The 15,253-nt window shown below is 68.5% G+C and carries 12 protein-coding genes; all 12 read left to right on the forward strand.

What is annotated here, in order from left to right:
- Positions 1-45: 45 nt before the first annotated feature.
- The 12 genes from Ga0080574_RS18620 to Ga0080574_RS18675 all read left to right on the forward strand — a co-directional run bounded on the left by Ga0080574_RS18620 (position 46) and on the right by Ga0080574_RS18675 (position 15,247).
- A complete protein-coding gene (locus Ga0080574_RS18620) occupies positions 46-282 on the forward strand; it encodes a hypothetical protein (RefSeq protein WP_076703153.1) in 237 nt (78 codons plus the stop codon).
- A gap of 60 nt (positions 283-342) precedes the next feature.
- Positions 343-2,247 (forward strand): TRAP transporter permease, encoded by a 1,905-nt coding sequence (locus tag Ga0080574_RS18625; protein ID WP_076703155.1) that lies wholly within the window; start codon positions 343-345, stop codon positions 2,245-2,247.
- The gene (locus Ga0080574_RS18630; protein WP_237219282.1) at positions 2,237-3,709 is read left to right on the forward strand and encodes an aldehyde dehydrogenase family protein; all 1,473 of its coding nucleotides are present in this window, start codon (positions 2,237-2,239) and stop codon (positions 3,707-3,709) included. Before Ga0080574_RS18625 ends, Ga0080574_RS18630 begins: the two co-directional genes overlap by 11 nt.
- 2 nt (positions 3,710-3,711) lie before the next feature.
- On the forward strand, positions 3,712-6,639 hold the full coding sequence (locus tag Ga0080574_RS18635) for a xanthine dehydrogenase family protein molybdopterin-binding subunit (protein ID WP_076703157.1): 2,928 nt from the start codon (positions 3,712-3,714) through the stop codon (positions 6,637-6,639).
- On the forward strand, positions 6,636-7,466 hold the full coding sequence (locus Ga0080574_RS18640) for an FAD binding domain-containing protein (protein WP_076703159.1): 831 nt from the start codon (positions 6,636-6,638) through the stop codon (positions 7,464-7,466). Before Ga0080574_RS18635 ends, Ga0080574_RS18640 begins: the two co-directional genes overlap by 4 nt.
- The gene (locus Ga0080574_RS18645) at positions 7,463-7,969 is read left to right on the forward strand and encodes a (2Fe-2S)-binding protein (protein ID WP_076703161.1); all 507 of its coding nucleotides are present in this window, start codon (positions 7,463-7,465) and stop codon (positions 7,967-7,969) included. The genes Ga0080574_RS18640 and Ga0080574_RS18645 overlap by 4 nt, the downstream gene beginning before the upstream one ends.
- Complete coding sequence (locus Ga0080574_RS18650; RefSeq protein WP_076703163.1) at positions 7,962-9,485, forward strand: AMP-binding protein; 1,524 nt, start codon at positions 7,962-7,964, stop codon at positions 9,483-9,485. The genes Ga0080574_RS18645 and Ga0080574_RS18650 overlap by 8 nt, the downstream gene beginning before the upstream one ends.
- A 25-nt stretch (positions 9,486-9,510) precedes the next feature.
- Positions 9,511-10,311 (forward strand): enoyl-CoA hydratase/isomerase family protein, encoded by an 801-nt coding sequence (locus Ga0080574_RS18655; RefSeq protein ID WP_076703165.1) that lies wholly within the window; start codon positions 9,511-9,513, stop codon positions 10,309-10,311.
- 273 nt (positions 10,312-10,584) lie between these two features.
- Positions 10,585-11,847, forward strand: a complete 1,263-nt coding sequence (locus tag Ga0080574_RS26005; protein WP_076703167.1) for a secretin N-terminal domain-containing protein — start codon at positions 10,585-10,587, stop codon at positions 11,845-11,847.
- Between the two features lie 14 nt (positions 11,848-11,861).
- Entirely contained in the window at positions 11,862-12,545 is a 684-nt protein-coding gene (locus Ga0080574_RS26010; protein WP_237219283.1) for a type II secretion system protein GspD, read from the forward strand.
- A 24-nt stretch (positions 12,546-12,569) separates the two neighbouring features.
- Positions 12,570-14,036, forward strand: a complete 1,467-nt coding sequence (locus Ga0080574_RS18670; RefSeq protein ID WP_076703171.1) for a GspE/PulE family protein — start codon at positions 12,570-12,572, stop codon at positions 14,034-14,036.
- The gene (locus Ga0080574_RS18675; RefSeq protein ID WP_076703173.1) at positions 14,033-15,247 is read left to right on the forward strand and encodes a type II secretion system F family protein; all 1,215 of its coding nucleotides are present in this window, start codon (positions 14,033-14,035) and stop codon (positions 15,245-15,247) included. Before Ga0080574_RS18670 ends, Ga0080574_RS18675 begins: the two co-directional genes overlap by 4 nt.
- Positions 15,248-15,253 lie beyond the last annotated feature (6 nt).

Here is a 15,253-nt window from a genome sequence, read left to right on the forward strand (position 1 = left end):
CGCGGCGCCGCCACCGGCAGGGAACGGCACGAGGGGGAGGACAACATGAGACGTCAGGTTCGGCATGTCGCGCAGGCGGTCTGTCCGGTGAAGACCCTGACCTCCCTTGTGGTCCTCCCGAGGCGCGCGGGCGCGGGGCAGGGCGCCCCGCTGCCGCGCGGGATGCATGGGCGCATCGGCGCCCGCGTCCGGACCGACGATTTCCGCCCCAGGATCCCGGTGCGCGCCATGCCGCCGCAAAGCGGATCCGCAGGCGAGGACCGCGAGGCCCCCGGTCTCTGACCGCAGGCCGCGCATATTTTGCGACAGGGTGGCCGCCCCGATGCGGCCGGAGGAAACGCGATGGACAAGGCACTCAACACGGCAACGCGCGCGATCGCCCTGGCGATCACCGGGCTGCAACTCTACAGCGTGGTGTTGCAGCCGCTGCCGCTGCACATGCATTACATCCTGATACTCGGGGCGATCTGCCTGCTGGTCTTCGGGCGCAGCCTGGAGGCGCGCAGCCCCGCGCGGCTGGCGATGGATCTGGCCTGGGTCGCGGTGACGCTGGCCTGGCTGATCTACCTCACTGCCAATCACGAGCGCTATCTGATGCGCATCGCCTTTGTCGACCGCCCGACGCAATGGGATGTGGTCGCCGGCATGGCGCTGCTCGCCACGCTGCTCGAGGCGACGCGGCGGGTGGCCGGGATGGGGCTCTTTGTCATCGCGGGGATCTTTGTGGCCTACGGGTTCTTCGGCCATCTGCTGCCGGTCTCCATCGGCCATTCCGGCATGGACATGTCGCGCTTTGTCGATGTGGAGGTGCTCTCCAATAACGGCATCTTCGGCATCCCGATGGGCGCCGTGGTCTCTTATATCTTCTACTTCATCCTCTTCGCGACCTTCCTGGAGCTTTCCGGGGGCGGGCAGCTCTTCATCGACCTGGCCTTTGCCCTGACCGGGCGCACCCGGGGCGGCCCCGCGAAAAGCGCGGTCATCGCCTCGGGCCTGATGGGCTCGATCAACGGCTCGGCGGTGGCCAACGTGGTCGGCACCGGCACTTTCACCATCCCGCTGATGCGCCGCTTCGGCTACAAGCCGCATTTCTCTGCCGCGGTCGAGGCCGCGTCCTCCACCGGCGGGCAGCTTATGCCGCCGATCATGGGCGCCGCCGCCTTCGTCATGGTCGAGCTGACCGGGCTCGACTATGTGACGATCCTTGCCGGCGCGGCCATTCCGGCGCTGCTCTACTATCTCTCGATCCTCTTCGCCGTCGATCTGACCGCCAAGAAGGACGGGCTGCGCGGCATCCCCAAGGCCGAGCTGCCGGATATCAGGAAGGGCATCTTCAAGCGCCTGCACCTGCTCGCGCCGCTGGTGGTGCTGGTGGGGATGATGGTCAACGGCTCCTCGCTGATGATGTCGGCCATCTATGCCTTTGTCACCGCCATCGCCGCGAGCCTGATCACCAAGGAAACCCGCATCGGGCCGCGCTCGATGCTGAAGGGGCTGGAGCAGTCGGCCTATGCGATCATCGTCGTGGCCATTCCCTGCGCCACCGCCGGTCTGATCATCGGCATCATCGTGCAGACCGGCATCGGGCTGAAATTCACCGGCTTCGTGCTGTCGCTGGCCGAGGGCTCCATGCTGCTGTCGCTGCTGGCGGTGATGGTCGCCTGTATCATCCTCGGCATGGGGATGCCCACGGTCTCGGCCTATATCATGGTGGCGATCCTGATGGCGCCGGCGCTGTCGCAGCTCGGCATCTACGTGCTCTCGATCCACCTCTTCATCCTGTATTTCGCGCTGCTCAGTTTCGTCACGCCACCTGTGGCGCTGGCCTCCTACGCGGCGGCGGCTTTGGCCAAGACCGACAGTACCAAGACCGGCCTGACCGCGTTCAAGCTCACGCTGCCCGGCTTCATCGTGCCCTTCGCCTTTGTCTACAACCCGGCGCTGGTGATGAATGGCGCGTGGTACGAGATCATGCTGGTCACCGCCACGTCGATGCTGGGCGTCTATGCGCTGGCGGGCTCTGTGGTGGGCATGCATCTGCGCCGCAGCCGGGGGATCGAGCGTCTCGCCGCCTTTGCCTCTGCGGTGATGCTGATCGTGCCGGATCTCACCACGGATATCGTCGGCCTCGCGGTCTTTGCCGGGCTCCTGGTGCTGCAATCGCGCCGCCCGGAGGATGCCGCCGAACCCCGTGCCAAGTCCGAAGACACCCCTCGTTCGAAGGAAGGATTTCAAGTTGCCGAATGATCTGAGCAATCCCCGCTACGCCGCCACCCATTCCATCGCCGGCCAGCCCTGCGATGCCGGGGACGAGGCGCTCTCGGTCAATCCCGCCACCGGCGAGATCGTCGGGCGCTTCCCGGCGGGCGGCCGGGCCGAGGCCGAGGCGGCGATTGCCGCCGCGCGCGGCGCCTTCGACACGACGCTCTGGGCGCAGTCGCCGCGCCAGCGCCAGATGGTGCTGCTGCGTTGGGCCGATGCCATGGAGCGCGACACCGAAGCCCTGGCCGAGCTGCTGACCCGCACCAATGGCAAGCCGCTGGCGCAGGCCCGTGGCGAGATCGGCGGCGCGGTCTCCGAGATCCGCTATTACGCCGGCCTCACCCGTCACAATCCCGGCCACGCGCTGGAAGTGGCACCGGGCGAGATCTCGGTCATGCTGCGCGAACCGGCGGGGGTGGCCTCGCTGATCATCCCGTGGAACGCGCCCGCCGTGCTGCTGATCCGTTCGCTGGCGCCGGCGCTGGCGGTGGGCTGCACCACGATCACCAAGCCCGCGCCGCAGACCGCGCTTTTCACCGCGCGCTGCATGGCGCCGCTGATCGCCGATCCGGATGTGCCGGCAGGTGTCGTCAGCCTGCTCTTCGAGACCGGCCACGAGATCGCCGAGCTGATGACCACCCACGAGGATGTGGATGTGGTGAGCTTCACCGGCTCCAACCTCGTGGGCCAGCGCATCATGTCCGCCGCCGCGCCGACGATGAAAAAGCTCTCGCTGGAGCTCGGTGGCAAATCCTGCTGCCTGGTGATGGAAGACGCCGATGTCGCCGCCATCGCGCCGAAACTGGCGGGCGCCGCGCTGATCATCTCGGGCCAGCAATGCACCGCCGCGCGCCGCGTGCTGGTGCATGAAAGCCGCTTCGACGAGATGAAGGCCGCGCTGTCTGCCGCGCTGGCCTCTGCGAAAATCGGCAACGGTCTGGAGGCGGGCGTCACCATGGGCCCGCTGATCGACGCCGGTTCGCGCGACAAGGTCTGGACCGAGATCGAGGCCACGTTCGATGCCGCCGACGAGGTGGTGCTGCGCGGCGCGGTGGGCGAGGGGCCGGAAGGCAGCGCCTTCATGTCGCCCTCGCTGGTCGCTCACAGCGACGACAATGCCGGGTTCGTCCAGGAGGAAATCTTTGGCCCGCTGCTGGTGATGGAGCCCTTCGGCTCCGAGGCCGAGGCGGTCGCCAAGGCCAATAACACGGTCTACGGGCTCTCGGCCTCGGTCTGGACCCGGCAGAGCGACACCGCCTGGCGGCTGGCGCGCGCGCTGCGCAACGGCACGGTCTGGATCAACGATCACAACAAGCTCTTTGCCGAGGCCGAGACCGGCGGCTACCGCCGCTCGGGGCTGGGGCGGCTGCACGGCTATGACGCGCTGCTCGATTTCTGCGAACTCAAGCATGTCTATCAGGACGTGGGCGTGATCGGGGCGGCCTGAGCATGACGGTACGGCCAGATACTTTCCGCTCGCCCGAGCGCGTCGAGGACGCGGCGCTTTTGACCGGGCGCGCGCAGTTCGTCGACGATCTGCCGGAGCCGGGCAATTGCCTGCATCTGGCGATCCTGCGCGCGGGCGAGGCGCATGCGAAGATCACGCTCGACATCGCGGCGGCGCAGGCGCTGCCCGGTGTCGTGGCGGTGCTGACCGGCGCGGATGTGGCGGCGCTGACCAAGCCCTTGATGGTCGGCGTGCGCCTGCCCATGGAGTGCTGGCCCATCGCGCAGGACCGGGTGCGCTATGTCGGCGAACCGGTGGCGCTTGTGGTGGCGCGCACGCGCTACATCGCCGAGGACGCGCTGGCGCTGATCGACGTGGTCTATGAAAAGCTGCCTGCCGTGGTCGCGCCCCGCGACGCGCTGGCGGGTGAGACGGTGCTGCACGAGAGCGTCGGCAGCAATCTGGTCTCGGACCGCAGCTATCGCTACGGCGATCCCGAGGCGGCCTTTGAAGAGGCCGCGCACCGGGTCGAGATTTCCGTCGCCTATCCGCGCAACGCCGTGACGCCCATCGAATGCTATGGGCTCATCGCCGCTTACGATCCGTTCGAAGAGGCCTATGACGTCACCGCGAATTTCCAGGGGCCGTTCTCGATCCACTCGGTGATCTCGCGCGCGCTCAAGGTGCCGGGCAACCGGCTGCGGCTGCGCACGCCGCCGTCTTCGGGCGGCAGCTATGGCGTGAAGCAGGGGATCTTTCCCTATATCGTGCTGGCCTCGGTCGCCGCCCGTGTCGCCGGCGCGCCGGTGAAATGGGTCGAGGACCGGCTGGAACATCTCACCGCCTCCGTTTCGGCGACCAACCGCGAAACGACGCTGGCGGCGGCTGTGGACGCGGAGGGCCGGGTGACCGCGCTCGACTGGGATCAGCTCGAAGACGTGGGCGCCTATATCCGCGCGCCGGAACCGGCGACGCTTTACCGGATGCACGGCAATATGTGCGGCGCCTATGACATCCAGAACCTGAGCATCCGCAACCGCGTGGTGGTGACCAACAAGACTCCCACCGGGCTGGTGCGCGGGTTCGGCGGGCCGCAGGTTTATTTCGCGCTGGAACGGCTGATGCGCAAGATCGCCGAGACGCTGGGTCTGGACCCGCTCGATGTGATCGAGCGCAACCTGATCCCTGCGGAGGCCTTTCCCTATCGCACCGCCTCGGGCGCGCTCTATGACAGCGGCGATTATCAGAAAGCGCTGGAGATCGGGCGCACCGACGCGCGGCTCGCCGAGCTGCTGGAACGGCGCGACGCGGCGCGGGCCGAGGGGCGGCTTTACGGCGTGGGCTATGCGGTGGCGGTGGAGCCGTCTGTGTCGAACATGGGCTATGTCTCCACCGTTCTGACCAAGGAGGAACGCGCGAAATCCGGGCCGAAGAACGGCGCGCAGGCCACGGCGACCGTGGCGCTCGATCCGCTGGGCTCGGTCAGCGTGCATGTCGCCTCGGCGCCGCAGGGGCAGGGGCACCGCACGGTGCTGGCCGGTGTCGTGGGCGAGGTGCTGGGCCTGCCGGCGGAGGCGGTGCAGGTGCGCACCGATCTCGACACCGGCAAGGACGCCTGGTCCATCGCCTCGGGCAATTACTCCTCGCGTTTCGCCGCCGCCGTGGCGGGCACTGGCAAGCTGGCAGCGACGCGCATGCGCGACCGGCTCGCCGCCATCGCTGCGCCGATGCTGGGCGTAACCCCGGAAGAGGTGCAGTTCGAGGGCGGCATGGTGACGGCGGAGGGCGCCAAGCCCATCCCCTTTGCCCGCCTCGCGGCCACCAGCCACTGGGCGCCGGGCACCGTGCCCGAGGGCGCCGAACAGGCGCTGCGCGAAACCGTCTACTGGACGCCGCCGCAACTGGAGGCACCGGACGAGGCCGACCGGGTGAACAGCTCGCTTTGTCATGGCTTCATCTTCGATTTCTGCGGGGTCGAGATCGACAAGCTCACCGGCGCGCTGCGCATCGACCGCTATGTGACGGTGCATGATTGCGGGCGCATCCTGCATCAGGGCATGGTCGACGGGCAGATCCGGGGCGGCTATGCCAATGCCATCGGCGCGGCGCTTTACGAGGAATACGCCTATGACGCGGGCGGCGCCTTTCTGACCGGCACTTTCGCCGATTACCTCGTGCCCACCGCGACCGAGGTGCCGGCGCCCGAGATCCACCATCTGGAAACCCCGTCGCCCTTCACGCCCCTGGGGGCCAAGGGCGTGGGCGAGGGCAATTGCATGTCCACGCCGGCGTGCCTGGCCAATGCCGCCTCTGACGCCTTGGGGGCGGAAATTCTCACCCTGCCGATGACGCCCGCCCGGCTGCGCGCGCATTTCGCCGAAGAGGAACCGGCGGCGCCCGAAGGCGTGAAACCCGCCGCAGCCCCCGGCGGGCGGGGCCTCACCGGCAGTGGCGAGGTCGAGATCTCCGCACCGCGTCAGACCGTGTGGGACACGCTGCTCGATCCCGAGACGCTGGAGCGCATCGTGCCCGGCTGTCACGGCGTCAAGAAGGTCACCGACACGCATTTCCGCGCCGATGTCACGCTGGGCGTCGGCCCGGTCAAAGGCCGCTACACCGTCGATGTGAAGCTCACCGATCTGGTCGAGCCGGAAAGCGCCACGCTCTCGGGCGGTGCGCGCGGCGCGCTTGGCTCGGGCGAAGGCGCGGGCCGGGTGGTGCTGGAAGAGACGCCCGAGGGCGGCACGCGGATGCGCTACGATTACGAGGCGCAGGTGGGCGGCAAGGTCGCCGCTGTCGGCGGACGGATGCTGGATGGTGCCGCCAAGGTGGTGATCGGCCAGTTCTTCCGCGCGCTCGCGGCGCAGACCGGTGGCGGCACGGCGAAATCCGGTCTGCTCGACCGGCTCATGTTCTGGAGGCGCTCATGAAACCGGCTCCTTTCGATTACATCCGCGCCGAGACCCGCGAAGAGGCGCTTGCGGCGCTCTCTGAGCATGGCGAGGCGGCGCGCATTCTGGCGGGCGGGCAATCGCTGCTGCCGATGCTCAACATGCGGCTCGCGACGCCCTCGGTGATCGTCGACACCTACCGGCTGAGCCGCGCGGCACAGATCCGCGAGGCGGGCGATGCCGTCGAGATCGAGGCGGGCGTGACGCAGGCGCGGCTGCTGGGCTGGGACGGTCTGGCCGGTGCGCTGCCGCTCTTTGCCAAAGCGCTGCCCTGGGTCGGGCACGCGCAGACCCGCGCGCGCGGCACGGTCTGCGGCTCGGTCGCCCATGCCGATCCCTCCGCCGAGATCCCGCTTTGCGTCGCGGTGCTGGGGGGCGAGGTCGTGCTGTCGAACCGGCGCAAGTCGCGCCGTGTGAAAAGCGCGGAGTTCCATATCGGCATGATGATGACCGACCGGCGCGACGACGAGATGCTGACCGCGCTGCGCCTGCCGCGTGCCAAACCGGGCGAGGGTTATGGCTTTGCCGAGTACGGGCGGCGCCATGGCGATTTCGCCGTGGTGGCCTGCGCGGCGAAGGTCACCGCCGACAGCATCACCTTCGGTGTTGGCGGCGTGGGCGACACGCCCGTGGTCGCGCGTTGGGACGCGCTCGACGGCAGCGCGCTCGACGATGCGCTCAACGCCTGTGCCTGGGGGCTCGGCGCCCGCGACGACGTGCACGCCGATGCGCGCATGCGCCGCGATCTGGTGCGCGGGCTGGGACGCCGGGCCATCGAGGCGGCACGCAGGGAGATCACGGCATGACAACTTTGAGCAAGGACGACACCACGCTCATCCGCCTCACGCTGAACGGGCGCGAGGTCGAGGGCCGGGCCAGCCCGCGCCTGCTGCTGAGCGATTTCCTGCGTCACGAGCTGGGCGCCACCGGCACCCATGTGGGCTGCGAACACGGTGTCTGCGGCGCATGCACCTTGCGGGTGGACGGCGTCATGGCGCGCTCCTGCCTGATGCTGGCGATGCAGGCCGAGGGGGCGCAGGTCGACACGGTCGAGGGGCTCGCCCCGCAGCCCGACCGGCTCTCGGTGCTTCAGGCCGCGTTCCGCCGTCACCACGCGCTGCAATGCGGCTTCTGCACCGCCGGGATCCTGATGTCGCTCGACACGCTGCTGCGCGACGAGCCGGACGCGGACCGCACCCGTATCGAAGAGGTCGTGGGCGGGCATCTCTGCCGCTGCACCGGCTACGCCCCGATCATTGATGCCGCGCTCGACGCCGCGGCGGAACTCAGAGGAGGAGACCATGTTTGATCTCGCAACCAGCTTTCTTGCCAGCGTCGAGCGCGACCCCGCCCGCATCGCCATTGTCGATGGCGGCACGCGGCTGAGCTATGCCGATTGGGCGGGGCGCATCGGCGCGCTGACCGCCTGGCTGGCAGAGCAGGGCGTCGGCAAGGGCGACCATGTGGTGACTGCGCTGCAAAATTCCTGGGAGGCGGCGACGCTGCATTGGGCCTGCCAGTTCGCCGGCGCCATCGTGACGCCCATCAACTGGCGCGCCACCGCCGAAGAGCTGGGCTATGTGCTGGGCGACAGCGCGGCCAAGTTGCTGCTTTGCGAGCCGGTCTCGTCGGAGGTATCGCAGGAGGCGGCCAGCGCGGCGGGCATCGCCTGCTTCGATATCGAGGCGCTGGGGATCGCCGATCTGCCGACGGTCGCGCTGCCGAAACCGGTGATCGGGCCGGAAGACTATTCGCTGATGCTCTACACCTCGGGCACCACCGGCAAGCCCAAGGGCGTGCCGCGCCGGCACCGGGCCGAGCGCGCGGCAGCGGTGGCGCATGTGGCGCAGAACACCTATCGCCAGGGCGAGGTGACGCTGGGCGTGATGCCGCTCTATCACACGATGGGCGTGCGCTCGCTGCTTGCCATGAGCCTCATCGGCGGCACCTTCATCTGCCTGCGCCGCTTTGACGTGGCCGAGGCGCTGCGGCTGATCGCGGCGGAAAAGGTGAGCTGCCTCTACCTCGTGCCGACGCTCTATCACGCCATGCTCGACGCGCCCGAGCTGGCGCAGACCGATATTTCCTCGGTGCGGCTGTTGGGTTTCGCCGGCGCTTCCATGTCGGACGGGCTGCTGAAGCGGTTGCAGGAGACCTTCCAGCCGGATCTTTTTGTCAACCATTACGGTTCGTCCGAGGTCTATACCTTCACCATCCACCAGAACGCGCCGTCCAAGCCCGGCTCGGCGGGGCGCGCGGCGCTCAACCAACGCATCCGCATCGTCGATCCGGCGGCCAAGGATCCCGAGGCACTCTGCCCGCAGGGCGAGGAGGGCGAGATCATCGCGGATCTGGCTGGAGACGAGGCCTTTGAAGGCTACTGGAAACGCCCCGATGGCGACGCGAAATCGCTGCATGGCGGCTGGTATTTCACCGGCGACATGGGCCGGTTCGACGAAGACGGCGATCTCTTCGTGACCGGGCGTACCGACGACATGATCATCACCGGCGGCGAAAACGTCTCTCCGGTCGAGGTCGAGAGCTATATCTCGCTGCTCGACGGCATCGGCGATGTCGCCGTGGTCGGCCTGCCGGACGAACGCTGGGGCCAGGTCGTGGCGCTCTTCGTGGTGCCGACGCCCGGCATCACCGCCGAAAAGATCAAGGCCTATTGCCATGCCGGGCTGCCGGCGCATAAGCGCCCGCGCCGCATCACCTTTGTGACGGAATTGCCGAAATCGCCCGTCGGCAAGCTGCTGCGCCGTCTGCTGATCGCGGGCGAGTACACCGAAACCACGCCGGACGCCGAAACCCAGGCGGTCTGACCACATACACCAAGGAGCGACCACAATGACCAAGCATTTCACCGATCTTTCCGGCCAGAGTTTCGACGGCTTCACCGTCGAGGTGGACGAGGCGCGCCAGCGTGGCGACATCATCCTCGATCGCGGCGATTACAACACGATCTCGATGGGCCAGCGCGACGAGCTGCGCGCCGCTTTCGAGGCGCTCGACGCCGATCCGCGCGTCCGCGTCATCGTGCTGCGCGCCATCGGCGAGCATTTCTCCTCGGGCGGCTATATCCGCGGCTTCCTCGAAGCCAGCCCCGAGCATGTCTCGAAACTGGCCGACAATATCGCAGCCCCCGCGCGTTGCGAAAAGCCGGTGATCGTGGCCAACCGCGGCTACACGTTCGGCGTCGGTTTCGAGATCTCGCTGGCCTGCGATTTCCGCCTTGTGACGCCGACCACCCGCTACGCGCTGCCCGAGCAGAAGCTGGGCCAGATCCCTGGCTCCGGCGGTTCGGCGCGTCTGCAAAAGATCGTCGGCATCACCCGGACCAAGGATATCGTGATGCGCTCGCGCCGGATTTCCGGCCAGCAGGCCTATGACTGGGGCATCGCCACCGAGATCCACGAGGACGACCAGCTCGAAGCGGCCACCGACAAGCTTGCCGAAGAGCTGCTGGCCTTCTCGCCGATGGCGCAGCGTACCGCCAAGAAGATGCTGAACCAGGCCGAGGAATGCCACCTTCAGACCGCCATCGAGGTCGAGGGCTACAACTACTCGCGCCTGCGCCAGTCCGACGATTTCCGCGAGGGTGTGCTGGCCTTCCACGAAAAGCGCGCGCCGAAATTCCAGGGCAGCTGAGCGCTCGCAACCGTGCAAAAGGGACCGGGGGCGCTTTGGCGTCCCCGGTCCGTGTTCGAGAGGGGCCGTCCGACCCGTCCGGCCACTTTGGCGGCAGCATCGTGCGCCGCGCGCGGCCGGAAATCTCGGATGCGGCGTTGGCGATGTGTCGATATCGGGTAACGCCTCTGCCGGTCATCATAATAAATCGCTGCCAAACCGGGCGTTCTCGGCTATTGTAGGTCAAAAGTGACAAGGCGGGTAATGACCCGCCGAAGAGACGGGCGGGCAGCCATGGTGAGACTTTCTGGTATCCGGCGCGGTGCGGCGTCGCTCCTGCTGGGAGCGCGCATCGCGATTGTTGCGCTGGCGGGGGCCACCGCGTTGCCGGCGGCGGCGCAGGTGACGCTGGATCTGCGGGATGCCGATCTGCGCAGCTTTGTGGAAATCGTGTCGGAAGCCACCGGGCGGCGGTTCCTGATCGACCCGGCCGTGCGTGGCACGGTCACGGTCCTGGCGCCGGGCGAGATGACCCCCGCCGAGCTCTACGAGGTGTTTCTGGCAGTGCTCGAGCTCAATCGTCTGACGCTGATAGAGGGCGAGGGGGCAGACCGGATCGTCGCCATGAACAACGCGCGCGAGCTGGCTTCGGGGCCTGCGGCGCGGGGCGGGGCCGGTGCCTACGAGACTCGGGTTATCGAGGTCCGGCATGTGCCGCTTCAGGATATCGTCGAGGTCGTGCGCCCGCTGCTTGCCGCCGAGGCGGTGCTGACGCCGCTGCCGGGCTCGCGGCTGCTGATCCTGTCGGATCGCGGCCAGAACTTCCGGCGCATCGAGGCGCTGATAGAGCGCCTGGACCAGCCGCGCGAAGCGCCGATCCAGATGATCCGGCTGCGCAACGCCAATGCCTCCGAAGTCGCGCAGGTGATCGAGTCGATGGAGATCCTGCCCGAGGGCGCGGCGCTCTCGGTCGACCGCAGGTCCAACGCGCTGGTGGTGTCCGGTCCCGATGCGGTCTACGAACGGGTACGCCTGCTGGCGGCGCGGCTCGACACCCAGCAGAACAATGTCGTCAGCCGTGCGGTGCCGCTCAACTATGCCGATGCGGCGGCGCTGGCCGATGTCGTCCTGCGCGCCATCGACAACGGTGGCGAGAGCGCCCAGGCCCCGGTGCGGATCGTGCCCGAACCACAGACCAACACGCTGCTCATATCGGCGCCGCAGGAGCGCATCGCCGATATCGTGGCGATGATCGGTTATCTCGACAAGCGGCCCCGGCAGGTTCTGGTCGAGGCGGTGATTTTCGAGATGTCCGTCGCGGCCTATTCGGATCTGTCGATGCAATGGGCCGCGATCCTCGACAACGCGGTGGTGGGCGGGGCGCAGTTCTCGCTCGGCGACCGCCCCAGCCTGACCAGCCTGGTGTCCTCGGTGCTCGATGGCGAGACCGCCGATCCGGGATCGGGGGCTTTGTCGCGGGCATGCCCGACAATACCGAGCGTGGTGTCGCGGGCTTTTTGTCGGCCATTGCCACACAGCGCTCGACGCGTCTGCTGAGCACGCCCTCGATCATGACCCTGAACAATCAGGAGGCGGAGATCGTCGTGGCGCAGAACGTGCCCTTCGTGACCGGTGCCTATTCCACCGTCGGAGAAAGCGCCGTCGAGAACCCGTTCCAGACCGTCGAACGTCAGGATGTCGGGCTGACGCTCACGGTCACGCCGCAGATCAATGCCGACCGCACGGTCAAGATGACCATCGAACAGGAGGTTTCGAACCTGACGGAGTCGGAATCCGCCGCCGGCAGCGAAATCACCGCCAAGCGCGCGCTCAGCACCACGGTTCTGGTGCGCGACGGCAATGTGATTCTGCTGGGCGGTCTGCTCGAAAACGGCTCCGGCACGCAGGCGCAGAAGGTGCCCGGCCTGGCGGAGCTGCCGGTGGTCGGCGGGCTGTTCCGGGGGCGCAACGCCAATCGCGACCAGCGCGTGCTGCTGGTCCTGCTGCGGCCGCAGGTGGTCAATTCCGAGGAAGAGGGCAAACGCCTGTCGCGGGCGATCGCGCGCAAGTCGCGCGAGGCCAGCCTGGCGATCCAGCCGATGGATGACGGGCGCTATCCCGCGGTGCCGCCCGCCGGTCTGCCGTTCGACGGGGCCGATCTCAATCAGCCTTTCGATGCCGGATTCGTCGACGATGTCGCGCAGCGTCGGAATTATCCGCCGCTGCCGAGCCGCCTGCGCTTTGACGGCCAGTAACGCGCCCGGGCAGGAGACAGGCTGATGGCAGACGGTCCGCGGCTTCCCTTCGCCTTTGCCCGCGATCAGCAGGTTCTGCTGGAGGGCAGCCGCATGATCATCGGTCCGGCGGCCAGCGTGCTCGGCCTGCGCGAGGCGCAGCGGCGGCTCGGGGCGGAACGCCCGCCAGAGCTGCTGCGTCTGGATCAGGCCGGGTTCGAGGCGGCGCTTGCCCGGGTTTACGACTCCCGCGACGAGGAACTGACGGCGGGGGCGGCGGGCGAACTGCTGTTCGATCTGGAGGAGAGCGGCGCCGGCGCGCGCCAGCGCGATCTGCTCGACGATCCGGGCGATGCGCCGGTCATCCAGCTGGTGAACCGGCTTCTGCGCCGCGCGGTTCTGAGCGGGGCGTCCGATCTGCATGTAGAGCCGCATGAGGGCGGGCTGCGCGTGCGCATGCGCATCGACGGGTTTCTCCAGGAGGTGATGAACCGCGCCGACGTTCCGGTGCGGCGCATCGTGTCGCGGCTCAAGGTGATGGCCGGGCTCGACATTGCCGAGACGCGGCTGCCGCAGGATGGCCGTATCGCGCTGTCGCTGGGCGGTCGGATGATCGACACCCGGGTCTCGTCGCTGCCGGGCCATTACGGCGAGCGCATCGTGCTGCGGATCCTCGACCGCTCCGCCGGGCTGATGCCGCTGGCGGATCTGGGCTTCAGCACGGCCCAACAGACGCTGCTCGAACGGCTCTCGGCGCTGCCGAACGGGATCATTCTCGCCACCGGACCGACCGGGGCGGGCAAGACCACGACGCTGTATTCTCTGCTGCAACTGGCAGAGCGCAACGAGCGCAACATCGTCACTGTCGAGGACCCGATCGAATACGATCTGCCCGGCATCAGCCAGAGCCAGATCAATGCCGAGATCGGCATGACCTTTGCGGTCGGGCTGCGCGCCACGCTGCGGCAGGATCCCGATGTGATCCTGGTGGGCGAGATCCGCGACCCCGAGACCGCAAGTGTCGCGGCGCAGGCGGCGCTGACCGGGCATCTGGTGTTTTCGTCGCTGCACGCCAACAGCGCCATCGGCGCGGTGGTGCGGCTGCGCGACCTGGGCATCGACAATTTCCTGATCGCGGCAACGCTGCGGGGCATGATCGCGCAGCGGCTGCTGCGCAAGCTCTGCCCCGACTGCCGCCGCCCGCAGCCGGTGAGCGCCGAGCAGGCGGCGCTGTTCCAGAGGCACGATCTGCCGCCGCCCGACACGCTCTACGCGCCCGGCGGCTGCGAAAGCTGCGGCGGCAGCGGCCATGCCGGGCGGCTGGGGATCTTCGAGATGGTGGAGGTCGGCGAGCGGCTGCGGGCCGCCGTCGATGGCGGCGCCACCGAGACCGAACTGACGCAGATGGCGCTGGGCGCGGGGGAAACCCTGATCGGGCAGGGGCTGGCCGCCGCCGCCGCCGGACGCACCAGCCTCACCGAGACGCTGCGGGTCGTCGGGGACGTGGCGTGAGGGCGTATCGGTATGTCGCCTATACCAAGCGCGGCCAGCGCCGCAGCGGCACCGTCGTGGCCGAGACCGAGGCGGATGCGGCGGCGCAGCTCTCGCGGCAGGAGCTTTTCGCCTCCGAGATCGTCCCGGCCCGTGAAGAGGGCGACGGGCGCTGGCGCCGGAGCGGCTGGCGCAACCGTCTGAGCGCCGATCTACAGGCGGTGTTCACCCGGCAGATGGCGGTGATGCTGACTGCGGATCTGCCGGTCGAGACGGCGCTCGAAGCGGTCGGTCGCGGCGGGCATCCGGCGCTCGATGCGGTCGCGGCACGCAGCCGCGCGGCGCTGCTCGACGGCGACAGTTTGACCGAGGCGCTCGAACGTGCCGGCGCCGGCTTTCCTCCTTACTACTTCGCGGCGCTGAGGGCGGGCGAGGCGGCGGGCGAGCTGGCGGCGGTGTTCTCCGAGCTGGCCGACCATCTCGACCGGGCGGGAACCGACCGGGCGCAGATCGCCACGGCGCTGATCTACCCGGCCTTCGTCGCCGCCGTCTCGGTGCTCGTCTGCGCCATTCTCATGGTCAGCGTCGCGCCCGAGATCGTGTCGATCTTCGAGATCTCCGACCGTCCGCTGCCGGTGCTGACGCAATACGTGCTGGCAGTGTCGGACTGGTGCCAGGCCCACCTGCCGCTGCTGGGCGGGAGCCTTGCCGCGCTCATTGTGCTGCTGGTCCTGTCCTCGCGTATCGGCTGGCTGCGCGACCGGCGCGACCGTCTGGTTCTGCGGCTGCCGCTTGCGGGCCGGCTCAAGCGCCTGTCGGCCTCGGTGCAGTACATGCGCACGCTGGCGCTCGTGCTGGGAAGCCGGCATGCGGTGCTGAGCGCGGTCGACAGCGCGGTCGAGGTGCTGACCGTTGCCGATTTCCGCGACGAAGGCCACGCGGTATCGCGCGCGGTGCGGCAGGGCGAGGCGCTGTCCATGGCGCTCGAACAGCTCTCCTTCCTGCCGCCGGTGGCGCGGCAGCTGATCCTCGCGGGGGAAACCTCGGTGCGGCTGGCGCGGATGACCGAGCGCGCGGCGACGCTTGTCGAACACCGGCTGTCGACCGAGCGAAAGCGCATCGCGACGCTGCTGGAGCCGCTGCTGATGATGCTGGTTGGCGTGCTGGTGCTGGTGATCGTGCTGGCGGTGCTGCTGCCGATCTTCGACCTTCAGGCGGTGGTGGCCGGCTGAGCGCGC

Source organism: Salipiger abyssi (assembly GCF_001975705.1).
Taxonomy (GTDB): domain Bacteria; phylum Pseudomonadota; class Alphaproteobacteria; order Rhodobacterales; family Rhodobacteraceae; genus Salipiger; species Salipiger abyssi.